Source organism: Stenotrophomonas sp. 86156_Sma (assembly GCF_056481625.1).
This window is the reverse complement of sequence record NZ_CM151157.1, coordinates 2,912,245-2,926,999: the sequence shown is the minus strand read 5'-3', so window position 1 is coordinate 2,926,999 and position 14,755 is coordinate 2,912,245. Positions and strand designations below refer to the sequence as shown.

Below are 14,755 nucleotides of genomic sequence, written 5' to 3'. Positions count from 1 at the left end.
CGTCTTCAACGATAAAGGCGGCATGTGGCACTGCCGCATTCCGGACCAGGGACGATCCGAAGCATGACGTGATGGGGCTCTACCCCCGCGTTCTCGTTCCCGCCGGCGCTGTGTTCGTCCAGGAAGGAGAACAGGGATGTTGGAACGACTGAAGACCCTATCGCGTGCCGTGCTGGCGATTGTTGCCGTCGGCTTCGTCGCCCCTGCTGTGGCACAGGCGCAGGAAAGCAAGATCACCTGGCGTATTTCGCAGCCCGGCGGCGATGCGACCCAATACAAGACCCAGCAGGCGGCGGTGGCCGCCATCAAGAATCTGCCGGCGCCCAGCCCGTTCCCGCCGGAGTTCCAGTTCGGCTGGCAATCTGTCGACAAGATCAAGTCGAAAGTCGTGGACTTGAACGGAAACACGTCGATCACCTACTGGATGGGGAAGACGCAGCCCTCCGACCCGGACTGGTCCTACATCGGGCGTGACATATTCCCGACGGAAGAGGCGATGGTGGCCGATTTTCTTGCGGACCAACAAGCCAGCAATCCCGTGTGCCCCGGGGCGGCGGTCACTCCGTCTGGCGATTGGTTTGCGGCTTCGCCCGATCAGGAAGGTGTCATCGAGTCACGCTACTACGATCTGACTTCAATGGCTGGCAACAATACGGCTGAATCGCCCTGCACCCCGTATACCGGGACGGTTGCGGTCGCGCGTACCCGGCGCTTGAACTGCCCGATTCCGCTCACGCAGTGGTCCAACAAGCACAGCGCATGCGTCAGCGAAGAGTTCGTTGCGACCATCACTTCGAAGTCGCAGAAGTGCGACAAGGACGGCGGCAACGGTAGCTGCCCCATGTCCCGCAACGATACAGCGGCGAACATGAGTCCGATTCCCGACAAGGACCCGGCCTCCAACGGCGGTACCTGCGACGGCAATGTCGGCAACCCATGTGATGTTAAAACTGGCGAGAAGTACGAGATCGCGCCGGACTTCGACCTGGGCTGGATCGCGCTGACGCGCTTCTATCACTCCGGCATTTCCACGTCCTCCGGTGGCTTCGGTTATGGCTGGACCCATTCGCTGGGCGCCCACCTGGCACTGGATGGCGCTGACAGCGTTGGCATCATTGAAAGCACCGGTTTCCAGCGTGTATTCAAGAAGATCGGCCAGGCCTATGAGGCGGACGACGACAGTGGTGATCGTCTCGTCCAGAACGGTAACTGGACGCTGTATTCGGCGGGCTCCATCTCGACCTTCGGCGCGGACGGGCGTCTGGTCGCCAAGCGCTTCGCGGATGGCACGTCGCTGACCTATATCTACGATGACAGCGATCGCCTTGCGGCCGTCACCCACAGCAGTGGCCGCACGCTGGAGTTCGTTTACCAGTCCAACGACTACGAGGCGCTGATCAGTTCGGTACTGGTCGAAGGCATTGCGCTCGCCACCTATACCTACACGCCGCAGAACCAGGTTGCCACGGTGGCCTATGCGGGTGGCGGTTTGCGCACGTATCACTATGAGAATCAGGACTTCCCCCAGCACCTGACCGGCATCACCGCCGAGGACGGCCGGCGCTACAGCACCTTTACCTATGATTCCATCGGTCGTGTGATCTCCAGTCAGCATGCGGGTGGTGCCGATGGCGTGACGCTCGCCTACAGCCCCAACGGCGGTGCGGTCGTGACCGATGCGCTGGGGCGGCAGACCGACTACACCCTGACACCCGGCGGCGATAGCGCTCCGTCGCGCAAGGTGACCGGCCTGACCGATTTGCAGGGAACCGTCAGCCGAACCTACTACGACCAGAGTGTCGACTTCCGCCGTCGCCTGGATACCTACACCGATCGTCGCGGCATCCAGACCAAGCACACCTATGCGCAGGGCACCGATGCGGCGAGCGGTCGTGCCGTCAGCATCCATACCGTGACCGAAGCGGTCGGCCTGCCCGAGCAGCGGGTGGTGACCACCGCGCGCGACGTCGAAACCAATGCGGTACTGACCACCCGGATCGGTAGCCGCGAAACCCGCACGGCCTTCAATTCCCGACGCCAGCCGACGGCCAACACGGTGACCGACACCGCTTCCGGTCAGACGCGCATCACCAGCTACACGTACTGCGAAGCCGCTGATGTGGCAGCGGCAGGCAGCTGCCCGGTGGAGGGGCTGCTGAAGAGTGTGGATGGCCCGCGCACGGATGTGGCCGATGCCGTTACCTATGCCTATTACTCGGCGGATGATGCAGGGTGCGCGACCGGAGGTGCCTGCAGCTATCGCAAGGGCGACCTGCGCAGCGTGACCAATGCGCTGGGCCAGACGGTCGAGACCTTGGCCTATGACGCGTTCGGGCGGCCGTTGTCGGTCAAGGACGCCAACGGCGTGGTCACCGATTACACGTACCATGCTCGCGGCTGGCCGACCTCGATCACCGTACGCGGCGCGACCACTGCCGAGGATCGGGTCACCCAGCTGAGCTATTGGCCGACGGGCCAGGTGCAGAAGATCACCGAGCCGGATGGCAGCAGCGTTTCCTACGTCTACGATGCTGCGGTGCGCTTGACCGACATCGAGGACAACGCAGGCAACACGATTCACTACACACTGGACAATGCCGGCAACCGCCTCAAGGAAGACACGCTGGACACCGGTGGCACGCTGCGCCGAACCCTGGCACGCACGTTCAACACGCTCGGCCAGCTGACCGCGCTGAAGGACGCAGGCAATCACGCCACCGGCTTTGCCTACGATGCCAACGGCAACCTGCAGACGGTGACCGACGCACTGCAGCGCGTGACCAGCCAGCAGTACGACCCGCTGAACCGCCTGGCCCAGACCCTGCAGGACGTGGGCGGCGTGGCGGCGGAGATCCGCAGCCAGTACAACGCGCTGGACCAGGTCACCCAGGTCACTGATCCGAAGGGCCTGCACACCACCTACGCCTACAACGGCTTCGGTGATCTGACCGGACAGGTCAGCCCGGACAGTGGCGCCAGCAGCTACACCGTGGACGCGGCAGGCAATCGCAAGACCGTTACCGACGCGCGCGGCGTCACCGCCACCTATCACTACGATGCACTCAACCGGCTGATCGGCATCGCCTATCCGGACCCCAATCTGGACGTGGGCTACAGCTACGACGTGGCGCCCGCTGCGTGTACTGCCGACGAGCGCTTTGCCAAGGGGCGCCTGGGGCAGGTGCTGCACGCCAATGGCAGCACCCAGTACTGCCATGACCGCTTCGGTCAGGTCACCCGCAAGGTGCAGACGCTCAATGGGGTGGCCAGTACCCTGCGCTATGCCTACAGCAAGTCGGGCCGCCTGACTGCGTTGACCTACCCCGATGGCAGTGTGGCCGACTACGTGCGCGATACCCAGGGGCGCATCAGCCAGATCGGACTGACCCGGCCCGGCCAAGCCCGCCAGATCGTGGTGAACAACGTGACCTACGCGGCCTTCGGCCCGGCGACCGGTTGGACCTATGGCAACGGCCGCCAGCTGCAGCGTCCGCTGGATCTGGACTACCGCCCTCAGGCGGTGCATGACCCGGCCGCAGGCGGCCTGTCGCTGGGCTATGGCTATGATCCGGTAGGTTCGATCACCGAACTGAAGAACGGCACAGGCTCGACGGTGCTGGCCAAGTACGCTTACGACGCGCTGGGTCGCCTGACACAGACCCAGGACGGTACGACCGGCACACCGATCGAAACCTATGCGTATGACGCCACCGGTAATCGCACCGCGCTGACCACCTCGGCAGGTACCGCCAGCTACACCTATCCCGCAAGCAGCCACCGCCTGACTGCGGTGGATGGCGAGGCGCGCACCCATGACGCAGCGGGCAACACCACCAGCATCGGCAGCAAGACGTTCAACTATAACGACGCCAATCGCATGAACGCGGTGAAGCAGGGTAACGCCACACTGGAGAGCTACGGCTACAACCATCGTGGCGAGCGCGTGCTGCGTACCCCGGCCGGTGGCGCAGCGCAGATCACCCTGTATGACGAGGCGGGGCAATGGCTGGGCAACTACTCGGTCACGGGCCAGGCGCAGCAGCAGGCCATCTGGCTGGACAACTATCCGGTGGCGCTGATCAATGTGCCGGGCACCGGCGTGCCGGAGTTAGCCTACGTCCAGCCGGATCATCTGGGCACACCGCGCGTGGTGATCGACCCGGTGCGCGATGTCGCGATCTGGGAGTGGAGCAACAAGAGCGAAGTGTTCGGTAATCAGATTCCGAGTGCCGACCCGGATGGTGATGGTGTGGCGTTCGAGCTGGCGCTGCGCTTCCCGGGCCAGCAGGCGACGGATGCGAGTGGGTTGTTCTACAACAATCAGCGGGAGTATGACCCGGTAGTTGGGCGGTACTCGCAGAGTGATCCAATTGGGTTGGAAGGCGGAATTAGTACATTTGCCTATTCCGAATCTGATCCCGTGCTGAACATCGATCCATTCGGTGAGATGTCGGGACGTCGCGGGGAACGAAATCAGACGCGCTCGCCGGATGGGACCAACAATCCTGGAAAAAAGTGGAAGGATGATCCCAAACGCCCTGGATGGGGATGGCAGAAGGACTCCAATACGGGAAAGTCAACCTATAAGAGGAAGCCGTCGTTTCTGCTTCCACCCAAGGCAATCGGACCCACGCTCGCACTCAGAGTTGCTCTTCAGGTTGCTTGCGAGAATGGAGATGTTAACGCGTGCAAGACCCTGTGCAGTCTCTTTCCAGAGGTTTGCGGGGCGGTAGACTTCACAGAGCCGAATGTAGCAATGTGCCCTACGGATGGTTCGACGTCACTGCTCTTCTAGATGAACTGCAAGATGGGCTATGTTTCATCTGGAAAGGGCCGGGAAGATCTTCGCTTGCTGGCAGGGATGCTGGCGCTGACTTGAGGCTTACTAGGTGAAGAGGTTGCATGCGCGTGCGGTCAAGGAAATGGAGGTAGTCACTCCTGCCGGGATGAGGAAGATGGTGCTGGGCCTGTTTCATCGTCGGCATGATTACGGCGACTTTGACCTTTTGGAGGTTGTGGCTGAACTTCACAAGCTTGGGATATCAACACTGAAGCAGTTGAGGCTCCTTCTAAAAAGGCACCGTCGTTCAATTCTCCATGATGAGAAAAGGAAGATGTCTCGCGCCGAAACTGCGCACCTTCTTTCGCAATTCGATTCGCGAGGTATCGACTCGCACACTAACACTGCCTGGTTTGCGGTTCCTGGTGTTGTGCGAGAGGCCCTTGAAAAGGAGTTTGGCTGGGAAGTGGTGAAACAGTTCCATGAATACGAGCCGGAGGAGGGCTGCGATCAAGAAGGGACAGAGTGAGTTTGCGCACGTATCAATCTTCGCTGTTTTCGCTTCAATTCCATTTCGTTGGATGCGATGCGGCCTATGAATTCGGTTCTGATGAGGTTGGCGTGCCCAATAGCGTCCTTTTTGTGAGAATGGCTCTTGGCGAGGCTAGGCGCCAGGGGCTCCGTGGTTGTTTCCCCGGAGTTCCAGTCTATGAACCAAGATTTCAACTCCCTTGAATGGTGTGACGCCACGTTGCTGGCCATCAACATCGACAGAAGCAATCCTGGCGTATGCGACGAGGTAAGGGTGCGAGCGCGTTGGCCGGATGGCCGGCAGGCAACCGTTTGCTTCTCGGAAGCCTACGGGTGCTCGGCGCTCATGAACTTCGGCGTACTGGGTGACGAGGGAATTGAGTTTGCCATGGTGGATGATGACGAGCCGGGACTCGCTGATCTTCTTGATCGTTGGAAGGCGGTCGGCTATCCGCTGTCCGGTCTGAAGTGTTTTCGTATCGAGACCAGCTCGACCGGAAGCGTCATTCTCATCTACGCCAGGACATGGCGGATCGAGAATCAGCCGATGGCGGACGCGGTGCCCTGAAGGACATCCCGTGCCCAGGTTCCTCACCCCCGACGAGGTCTCCCTCATCCACAGGCTGCTGCCGGAGACGACCGAGCTGTCCGAACGGTTGTTGAAGGATCTGGCGCTCGCTCAGGTGGAGGATGTGGGTGTCGTCGGATTCGGGGGCGTGGTGTTCCTGTCCAGCACGACCCGGCTTTTCGGCAGTGACATTGCTACGGCCATGCTTGCCGATGCTGACGGCGTGCCGGTGAGAGTCACCCTGTGCCTGGATAATCACGATCAGCTCTTCGAGCTGGAGCTGTGGAAGGTGGACTTCTCGCCGATCATCGGCGTCGATCTGAGAAGCGCTTTCAGCGAGCACTGATGCCTGCTGAAAGCGGTCCTCGCTGAAGGCCGTGGCGCATGGCATTCACCCTTCAGGCTGCAACCGCCCCACCGCCTGCGCGCACAATGACTGGCTGGCCAGTACCAACCCCTCCATCACCCGGTCGCCCACGTACTCTTCCGGTTCGCCGTTCTGGCGGGTGCGCTCCGCCGCCAGCAGCATTACCAGCACCACACGCAACCCGCTCAACGCGCAATCGGCATCGGCCAGGGCCAGGCAGCGGCCGGGGAGTTGATGCCGCTCCGGCCACCGTTGGCCATCGGCCGCCGCACCGGAGCCGATGCGGTTGAGATTGGCAATGAAGGTGTTCCTGTCCACTGCGGGCGCAGCCTGTGGCGAACCGTCGTCGTGGGCGGTACTGCGATAGGCGTGCAGATGGGGGAAGTCCGATTCGTTCATGGCAGAGCTCCGTGCAGGGCAATCGGTAACCGCCACCCGAAAGGTGGCGGGCGGTACGTGGTTCGAATCCGGGTTGGCTTCAAGCCGGCGGGCGCGAACGCCCCCAACGCACCGCCCGCCATAGCCGGCAGACGGATTGCCAGCCGGCGCCACGCATGGTGACGCCGGCTGGCAAGCGCACTTACTCAAAGCCAACACGGGATTCGAAGCCCGGCCACCCTTTTCCGGTGGCACGCCATCTGAGCCCCTGGCGCTGTGCAATGCCAATCAGAAGAGCTGCAAACATCAGTCGATTGGAGACGCTTTCGGCATTCTCCCACGCTGTTAAGCACTGCCAGCGCGGGCTGGCGCGGTGATCCGCCCGAACCGTGCAATCTGCGACAGGCGTCGAGGTTGGGAAGCGGGAGGGAGCGAGTGGGGAGGGGCGATGGCGACAGGCTCTGCGGGGAGGGAGCCTGAGTCGAGCCTGGCGGGGCCCCAGCAGCGCCAAAGCGTGACGTGCGACTCGGGTTGACGTTCCCAGCCACCAAGCGCAGGCTGGTCCGGCACGTTTCCTAACCAGAAGGAGACTTATGACTGCGACCGCTTCGCTGCACCCAACCCCCGACACCCAGGGCCGTTCGCGCCTCTGGAGTGTGTTCTGGCTGCAGGGCGTCATTCCCAGCAACATTCTGTGGGCCGTGGCCCTCTGGGCGTTGGCCAACCAGCGTACGTCGCTGCTGCTGGGGGTGTTCGCCGTGTTGCTGCTCTATACCGGCTGGATCATCCCGGCGGTGTGGCGGGCGGCGCCCACTGCGCACAACCCCAACCTGGGCGTGGCCGCGCGCGGGCTGACCGTGGCCTGGGGGCTGAACACCGTGCTGGTGATCTTCTTCCTGACCCTGCAGCTGGTGGCTCAATAGAACTGAACAGGCTCGCCGCCCCGGTCGAAGGCGGCGAAGCGGCCGATCTGACCGTCATGGATGGCGTTGACCATCAGCTGCAGCGGGCGGGCGGCTTCGTCACTGTTGGGCGCGAAACCGCCACGGCCGTCCAGCGCCGCCACGAAGACCAGGTCCCAGTCGATGCCGGTGGTGGTCGACTCGGCCGCCAGCGCCTGGAAGCTGGGTACCTCGGTCGGCAGCTTGTCCACGCACAGCACCGGCGACAGGGTGCCGCCCTCGCGGCGGTCATGCCGGTCGCGCTGGTCGCTGGTGGGCGATTCGGGCAGCTCGGCGCGCACGAATACGAACAGCAAGCGTTGCGGTTCAGCCTGCTGGCCTGCGGCGTGCAGCAGCTGCTGGAAATCGTTCATCATCATGAGGGTTGTCACACGCCCGCTGCACGGAAAGCCGCATGCTGCCATAACGCATGCCGCGTGGGGCCGAAGACGATTGATTTAAGTCATGCCCATGGAACTGACGGCCGCGTACTCTGGCAATCGTTCCAGCAGACAAGGGTTTCCGGGCCGTTCCGGGCGCAGGCAAGACGGTGGAGCAACAAGGTGGACCAGCCATGAGCCAACTCACCGACGGTTTCGGACGCAGCTTTCCGTACCTGCGCCTGTCGTTGACCGAAGCCTGCAACTTCCGTTGCAGCTACTGCCTGCCCGACGGTTACCAGGCCGATGGCCGCCCGCGCTTCCTGCAGGTGGATGAAATCGCGCGCCTCGTGCGTGCGTTCGCCGCGCTGGGCATGAGCAAGATCCGCCTGACCGGTGGCGAGCCCAGCCTGCGCAAGGACCTGGACGAGATCATCGCCTCCGTGGCGGCGGTGCCGGGCATCCGCAAGGTGGCCATCACCACCAATGGCACGCTGCTGCCGCGGCGCCTGCCGGGCTGGCACCGCGCCGGCCTGACCGCGCTGAACGTGAGCATGGACAGCCTGCAGCGCGAACGCTTCAAGACCATCACCGGGCATGACCGCCTGCCGGAGATCGAACAGGGCCTGGCCCTGGCGCAGGCGTTGGGCCTGCCGGCGATCAAGCTCAACGCGGTGCTGTTGCGCGGCCTGAACGACGACGAGCTGCCGCAGTGGATGGACTACCTGCGCGACCGCCCCTTCAGCGTGCGCTTCATCGAACTGATGCGCACCGGCGACAACGAAGCCTATTTCCAGCGCCACCACCTGCGCGCCGACCTGGTGATCGAGCAGCTGCTGGCCGCCGGCTGGCACGAGCGTCCGCGCGCGGCCGATGCCGGCCCGGCGCGGGAGTTCGGGCATCCAGACCATCGTGGCAGCATCGGCATCATTGCCCCGTATTCGCGTGACTTCTGCAAAGGCTGCAACCGCCTGCGGGTGACCGCGAAGGGCGACCTGCGGCTATGCCTGTTCGGCGAGTTCGGCGTGCCGCTGCGCCCGCTGCTGCAGCGCGACGACGACCACGACGCGCTGCTGGCACGCATCACCACACAGCTTGGCCTGAAAGCGGCCGGGCATGGACTGCACCAGGGCCAGACCGGGCTGACCCCGCACCTGGCCTCCATCGGAGGATGAGCAACACGATGAGTGGGGAATTGAATGCGGCCTTCCACATGGCCGATGTCCGCGACAAGCGCATCACCCGCCGCCGTGCGGTGGCGGTGGGCGAGCTGCATGCCGGCCCGGTGGCCTATCCGCTGATCGTCGAGCGCCGCCTGCCCAAGGGCGATGCGCTGGTGATGGCCGAAATTGCCGGCCTGCAGGGCGCCAAGATGGCCTCGATGCTGATGCCGCTGTGCCACCCGCTGCCGCTGGAACTGGTGCAGGTGTTCTGCGCGCCGGTACCGGAACGGCAGGCGATCCGCGTGTGGTGCGAGTGCGCCAGCGAGGCGCGCACCGGCGTGGAGATGGAGGCGCTGGCTGGCGTCAACGCGGCACTGCTGACCCTGTACGACCTGAGCAAGCCAGTAGAGCCGGCACTGCGCATCGAAGGCATCCGCCTGCTGTTCAAGGAAGGTGGCAAGCGCGGTGTGTGGCTGCACCCCGACGGCATGGACGATGCCGAGCGCGCGCGTTTCAAGCCGCGCGCGCCGAAGGGGTTGGAGGGCGCCGCCTGCGCGGTGATCACGCTGAGTGATCGTGCCAGCGAAGGCACGTATGAAGATGTGTCTGGCCCGACCCTGGTGACCGGCGTGAAAAAGCTGGGCGGCGAGGTGGTGACGGCCGAGGTGTTGCCCGATGGCATCGAGCCATTGGCGGGCCGCCTGCAGGCGTTGGCCGCCGATGGCGTGCGCCTGTGCCTGTGCACCGGCGGTACCGGGCTGGGCCCGCGTGACCTGACGCCGGAGGCGCTGCGTTCCTTGAACGCACGGCCGGTGCATGGCCTGGCGCAGATGGTGCGGGCACTGAGTGCGCAGCACACGCCGATGGCCTGGCTGAGCCGCGCCGAAGTGGTGCAGCTGGGCAACATGCTGGTGTTCGCATTGCCCGGCAGCCCGAAGGCGGCGGCGCAGTGCCTGGACATCCTGGCGCCGGTACTGGGCCACGCCCTGGCGATGGTCGATGGTGGTGGCCACTGATGATTGCCTACAGCGAAGCCCTGCAGCACCTGCTGGACGCGGCCACGCCGCTGCCGGCCGAGCACCTGCCGCTGCATGAGGTCGCTGGTCGCACTCTGGCCAGTGACATCGTCAGTGGGCAGTCGCTGCCGCCGTTCGACAATTCGGCAATGGACGGCTTCGCGCTGCGCGCCAACGGCGCGACGTTCGAGGCCGGTACCGAATTCGTGGTGCAGGGTTGGCAGGCGGCCGGCGATGCCGGTGCCGAAGGCGGCGAGGGTGCCTGGGAAATCATGACCGGTGCGCGCATGCCGGTTGGGCTGGATACGGTGGTACCTGTCGAGAACGTGGAGATCCTTACCAGCGAGGACGGCCGCCCGACCCGCATCGCATTGAAGGGCACGGTGAAGCCGGGCCAGAACGTACGCCTGCGCGGCCAGGATGTCAGCGACGGCGAGCGTGTGCTGCAGGCCGGGCAGGTACTGGATATCAATGCCCGCACCCTGCTGCACGCCATTGGCGTGGGCCAGGTGGCGGTGGTGGCGCGGCCGAAGGCGGCAGTGATCGCTACCGGCAAGGAGTTGGTGACCGAGGCGGCGCAGACGCTGGAATCCGGTCAGATCCGTGACAGCAACCGTCCGTACCTGGTCGGCCGCCTGCAGGCCGCAGGTGCCGAGGTGGTCTGGCAGGGCACGGTGGGTGATGACGTGGCCGCGTTCAATGCGGTGCTGGATGACGTGCTGGCTGCTGGCGCGCAGCTGCTGATCAGTACCGGCGCCGTGTCGGCCGGCCGCTACGATTTCGTTCCCGATGCGCTGCGTGGACGTGGTGCGCGCATCGTGTTCCACAAGGTGGCGATCCGCCCGGGCAAGCCGTTGCTGTTCGCGGTGCTGCCCAACGGCGCGCTGTATTTCGGTCTGCCCGGTAACCCGGTTTCGGCCGCCGTGGGCCAGCGCTTCTTCGTGGAGCCGGTGCTGCGCCGCCTGCTGGGGCTGGCACCGGAACCCGTGTTGCAGCTGCCGCTGCAGGCCGACGTGCGCAAGCCGCCGGGCCTGCGCTTCCACGCGCGTGCGCGGGTGGAAGTGGACGGTCAGGGGCGCCTGAGTGCGCGCGTGCTGTCCGGGCAGGAGTCGTTCCGTTTGATGTCCATGCTGCAGGCCAACGCCTGGGTGGTGCTGGAGGCCGAGGGAGACCTGGCCACCGCTGGCACCTACGTGCGCGTGCAGGGCTGGGGTCACCATGACCCGGTGCAGCTGGCGAGCCAGGAGTCGTGATGAAACAGGTGAATCTGCAGTTGTTCGGTGCGTTTTCCGATCTGGATGCCAGCCGCGAGATCGCCGTGGAGGTGGCTGGTGGCACCGTGGCCGATCTGCGCCAAGCGCTGCGCGAGCTGCTGCCGACGCGTTGGCCGGGTTTCCGCGCCGGCCTGCTGGACTACTCGGCATTTGCCGACCAGCAACGCGTGCTGCGTGACCACGAGGCGCTGCCCGACGATGGCTGGGTGGCGATCCTGCCGCCGGTGAGCGGGGGCTGAGCGATGAGCGAGAAGAAGATCATCGCCAAGGTGGTGGACCGCGCGCAGGCGGCGATCGATCCTGCCGAGGGCATCGCTGCGGTGTCCGATCCGGGTTTCGGTGGCATCGATGTGTTCATCGGCAAGGTGCGCGACGTCAACATCGGCCGGCCGGTGAACGGGATTACCTATGACCTGTTCGAGCCGCTGGTGCTGAACGAGTTCAAGCGCTTGGCCGCCGAGGTCGAGGCGACGTTCGGTCCGAAGCTGAAGCTGTATGTGGCCCATGCCAAGGGCCGGTTGGGCATTGGCGATGTGGCGGTGGTGGTGGCTGCGGGCAGCCCGCACCGTGACGAGGCCTTCCGGGCCTGCCGGCAGTTGATCGAGGTGGTGAAGCACCAGTGCCCGATCTGGAAGCAGGAGCATTACGAGGACGGCGACAGCGAGTGGAGCGAGGGTTGCAGCCTGTGCCATGCGGACAGCGAACCCGCACATGCCCATGACCATGCGCACGACCACCACCATTGAGCCCGCTGCAGCCACGCATGGCGTGGCTCTACCACCGAATGTCTGGATGGCCGTGGGGTTCAGTAGATCCACGCCATGCGTGGATGCGGCCTTCCCGATGAATCCGGCCGACGCAGCCACGCATGGCGTGGCACTACTGCGATGAGCATCAACGGCATCGTGCTGGCCGGCGGCCTGTCCAGCCGGATGGGGCGAGACAAGGCGCTGCTGCCGTGGCAGGGGCGCACCCTGCTGGAACACATGCGTGGCCTGCTGTTGCAGGCCGGCGCAGAACGGGTCTGGGTGAGCGGTGACTATCCGGCCTTCGGCGGCATCCCCGATCAGGTAGCGCGCTGGGGCCCCTGGGTGGACTGCACAGCGTGATGCAGCAGATGCCCGACAGCCGGGCCTGGGTGGTAGCGGTGGATACGCCGTTGCTGGCGCCACGGCTGCTGCAACGGCTGGCTGCCGAGGGGCGGGGCGCGTGCACGATCTTTGACGGGCATCCCTTTCCCATGCGGTTGAATGTGGACAATGCCACTCGTAGCGTGCTGGCCGCGATGTTGGATGATGCGGACGGGCCGCGCTCGGTACAGGCCTTCCAGCGCCGCCTGCAGATGCACGCGCTGCTGCTGGAAAGCGTTGACGAAGCCTGCCTGGTCAACTGCAATACCCCCGAACAATGGGAGGATGTTGCGTCATGAAAGTGCAGTTGCAGGACCAATCAGTACGGCTTCGCCTGGACGAGGCCGAACTGGCGCGCCTGCTGGCCGGTGAATCGGTCGAGAACATGACCCGCTTTGGCGGCATCGAGGGCTGGGGCATGGCGGTGTCGCTGCATGGCGGCGATCAACCGGTGCTGCTCGATGGCGGCACCTTCTGCCGCCTGGTACTGCCGCGCCTGGCCGTCGAGGCCTTGGCGGCGCGGTTGCCGTGCCGGGATGGCCTGCCGTTCGACATTGCCCTGGAAGATGGCAGCCAGCTTCAGCTGCAGTTCGATGTGGACGTGCGCGACAGCGTGCGCCAGCGCGGGGTGACCCGCCGCACCACCGCTTCATCGGTTTGACATTTGTCAGGGGCACGGCGGAAACCGGCCCCTGATTGATCCAGATCAACCCCGTCGTTGTTGCTGCGCGGCCTAATGGCTGCATGACGACGGGTCACAACTTGAAACGCAGTACCCACGTCATTCCACAGCCTTGGAGCCATGTATGACCGTCGGTAGCGATCCTGTTGTCCGCAGCACTGCCCGTCCGGGTCGCGTCATCAGCGACTGGACGCCGGAGGACCCCGGCTACTGGGCGCGCACCGGCAAGCGGGTCGCCACCCGCAACCTGGTCATCTCGATTCCCTCGCTGCTGCTGGCCTTCTCGGTCTGGGTGCTGTTCTCGGCGGTATCGATCAGCCTGCCGAAGATCGGCTTCAACTTCAGTACCGACCAGCTGTTCTGGCTGGTGGCGCTGCCCAGCCTGTCCGGCGCTACGCTGCGCATCTTCTATTCGTTCGTGATTCCGATCTTCGGTGGCCGCCGCTGGACCGCGCTGTCCACGGCCTCGCTGCTGGCGCCGACGCTCTGGCTCGGCTTTGCGGTACAGGACCCGGCCACGCCGTACGGGGTGTTCGTGGCCATCGCGATCCTGTGCGGGTTCGGTGGCGCGAATTTCTCGTCGTCGATGTCCAACATCTCCTTCTTCTACCCCAAGCAGAAGCAGGGCCTGGCGCTGGGCCTGAACGCCGGCCTGGGCAATGTGGGCGTGTCCGTGGCGCAGGCGGTGATCCCGCTGGTCATCACCGTGGGCGTGTTCGGTGCGCTGGGTGGTGCACCGCAGCCCACGATGGAGGGTGGGGCGCCGTTGTTCCTGCAGAACGCCGGCTTCATCTGGGTGCCGGCGATTGCGCTGTGCGCCATCGCGGCCTGGTTCGGCATGAACGACCTGACCAGCGCCCGCTCGTCGTTCTCCGAGCAGGCGGTGATCTTCCGCCGCAAGCACAACTGGCTGATGTGCTGGTTGTACATCGGCACCTTCGGTTCCTACATCGGCTTCTCGGCCGGCTTCCCGATGCTGGTGAAGAGCCAGTTCCCGGATGTGAACCCGCTGGCCTACGCCTTCATCGGCCCGCTGCTGGGTGCGTTGATGCGTTCGGTGGGCGGCAGCATGGCCGACCGCTGGGGTGGCGCACGCCTGACCTTCTGGGTGTTCGCGCTGATGATCGCGGCCGTGTTCGGCGTACTGCACTTCCTGCCCAGCGATGGCCGGGGCGGCAACTTCCATGGCTTCCTGCTCAGCTTCATGGCGCTGTTCGTGCTCAGTGGCATCGGCAACGGCACCACGTTCCGCATGATCCCGGTGATCTTCCGCACCCTGCATGAGTGCTGGTCGGCCAACGACAACGCCGAGGGCAAGGCTGCTGCTGCCCACCAGGCCAGCATCGAGTCGGCCGCGGTGGTCGGCTTCTCCGGTGCGATCGGCGCCTATGGCGGCTTCTTCATTCCCAAGAGCTACGGCTCGTCCATCACCTTGACCGGCAGCCCCGACATGGCGCTGTACGGATTCGTTGTTTTCTACGTCACCTGCCTGGCCGTGACCTGGTGGTGGTACTACCGGCGCGGTGCCGAGACACCCTGCTGACG

Annotated in this window: 14 protein-coding genes and 1 pseudogene; 13 read left to right on the top strand and 2 right to left on the bottom strand. The window is 64.7% G+C overall.

Features of this window, described 5'->3' with window-relative positions; translation table 11 throughout:
- The first annotated feature begins 136 nt into the window (after positions 1-136).
- The 4 genes from ACZK33_RS13560 (at position 137) to ACZK33_RS13545 (ending at position 6,225) form a co-directional block, all read left to right on the top strand.
- Complete coding sequence (locus tag ACZK33_RS13560) at positions 137-4,795, top strand: RHS repeat-associated core domain-containing protein (RefSeq protein ID WP_423174216.1); 4,659 nt, start codon at positions 137-139, stop codon at positions 4,793-4,795.
- Between the two features lie 94 nt (positions 4,796-4,889).
- Positions 4,890-5,309 (top strand): hypothetical protein, encoded by a 420-nt coding sequence (locus ACZK33_RS13555; protein WP_478453473.1) that lies wholly within the window; start codon positions 4,890-4,892, stop codon positions 5,307-5,309.
- A gap of 180 nt (positions 5,310-5,489) precedes the next feature.
- Entirely contained in the window at positions 5,490-5,879 is a 390-nt protein-coding gene (locus tag ACZK33_RS13550; protein WP_423174218.1) for a hypothetical protein, read from the top strand.
- 10 nt (positions 5,880-5,889) lie between these two features.
- On the top strand, positions 5,890-6,225 hold the full coding sequence (locus ACZK33_RS13545; protein ID WP_049444665.1) for a DUF6984 family protein: 336 nt from the start codon (positions 5,890-5,892) through the stop codon (positions 6,223-6,225).
- A 45-nt stretch (positions 6,226-6,270) separates the two neighbouring features.
- Here the strand turns inward: ACZK33_RS13545 and ACZK33_RS13540 are convergent, their stop codons facing one another.
- Entirely contained in the window at positions 6,271-6,645 is a 375-nt protein-coding gene (locus ACZK33_RS13540; protein WP_423174219.1) for a hypothetical protein, read from the bottom strand.
- Between the two features lie 572 nt (positions 6,646-7,217).
- Between ACZK33_RS13540 and ACZK33_RS13535 the strand changes: the two genes are divergently transcribed.
- A complete protein-coding gene (locus tag ACZK33_RS13535) occupies positions 7,218-7,547 on the top strand; it encodes a hypothetical protein (RefSeq protein WP_293799637.1) in 330 nt (109 codons plus the stop codon).
- Here ACZK33_RS13535 and ACZK33_RS13530 read toward each other — a convergent pair.
- The gene (locus tag ACZK33_RS13530) at positions 7,541-7,945 is read right to left on the bottom strand and encodes a ribonucleotide reductase subunit alpha (protein ID WP_329809946.1); all 405 of its coding nucleotides are present in this window, start codon (positions 7,943-7,945) and stop codon (positions 7,541-7,543) included. The two genes, ACZK33_RS13535 and ACZK33_RS13530, sit on opposite strands and share 7 nt — an antisense overlap.
- A gap of 194 nt (positions 7,946-8,139) precedes the next feature.
- Here ACZK33_RS13530 and moaA point away from each other — a divergent pair, with 194 nt between their 5' ends.
- The 8 genes and pseudogenes from moaA (at position 8,140) to ACZK33_RS13490 (ending at position 14,753) form a co-directional block, all read left to right on the top strand.
- The gene (gene moaA, locus ACZK33_RS13525) at positions 8,140-9,120 is read left to right on the top strand and encodes a GTP 3',8-cyclase MoaA (RefSeq protein ID WP_423174220.1); all 981 of its coding nucleotides are present in this window, start codon (positions 8,140-8,142) and stop codon (positions 9,118-9,120) included.
- 8 nt (positions 9,121-9,128) lie between these two features.
- The gene (gene moaCB, locus ACZK33_RS13520) at positions 9,129-10,124 is read left to right on the top strand and encodes a bifunctional molybdenum cofactor biosynthesis protein MoaC/MoaB (protein ID WP_329809947.1); all 996 of its coding nucleotides are present in this window, start codon (positions 9,129-9,131) and stop codon (positions 10,122-10,124) included.
- On the top strand, positions 10,124-11,377 hold the full coding sequence (locus ACZK33_RS13515) for a molybdopterin molybdotransferase MoeA (protein ID WP_423174221.1): 1,254 nt from the start codon (positions 10,124-10,126) through the stop codon (positions 11,375-11,377). Before moaCB ends, ACZK33_RS13515 begins: the two co-directional genes overlap by 1 nt.
- A complete protein-coding gene (locus tag ACZK33_RS13510) occupies positions 11,377-11,637 on the top strand; it encodes a MoaD/ThiS family protein (RefSeq protein WP_329809949.1) in 261 nt (86 codons plus the stop codon). The genes ACZK33_RS13515 and ACZK33_RS13510 overlap by 1 nt, the downstream gene beginning before the upstream one ends.
- A gap of 3 nt (positions 11,638-11,640) precedes the next feature.
- On the top strand, positions 11,641-12,144 hold the full coding sequence (locus tag ACZK33_RS13505; RefSeq protein ID WP_329809950.1) for a molybdenum cofactor biosynthesis protein MoaE: 504 nt from the start codon (positions 11,641-11,643) through the stop codon (positions 12,142-12,144).
- A gap of 141 nt (positions 12,145-12,285) precedes the next feature.
- Positions 12,286-12,827: pseudogene (gene mobA / locus ACZK33_RS13500) on the top strand (molybdenum cofactor guanylyltransferase).
- Positions 12,824-13,189, top strand: coding sequence for a hypothetical protein (locus tag ACZK33_RS13495; RefSeq protein WP_423174223.1), 366 nt, complete (start codon positions 12,824-12,826; stop codon positions 13,187-13,189). Before mobA ends, ACZK33_RS13495 begins: the two are co-directional and overlap by 4 nt.
- 145 nt (positions 13,190-13,334) lie before the next feature.
- Positions 13,335-14,753, top strand: a complete 1,419-nt coding sequence (locus tag ACZK33_RS13490; protein ID WP_423174224.1) for a NarK family nitrate/nitrite MFS transporter — start codon at positions 13,335-13,337, stop codon at positions 14,751-14,753.
- Positions 14,754-14,755: the final 2 nt, after the last annotated feature.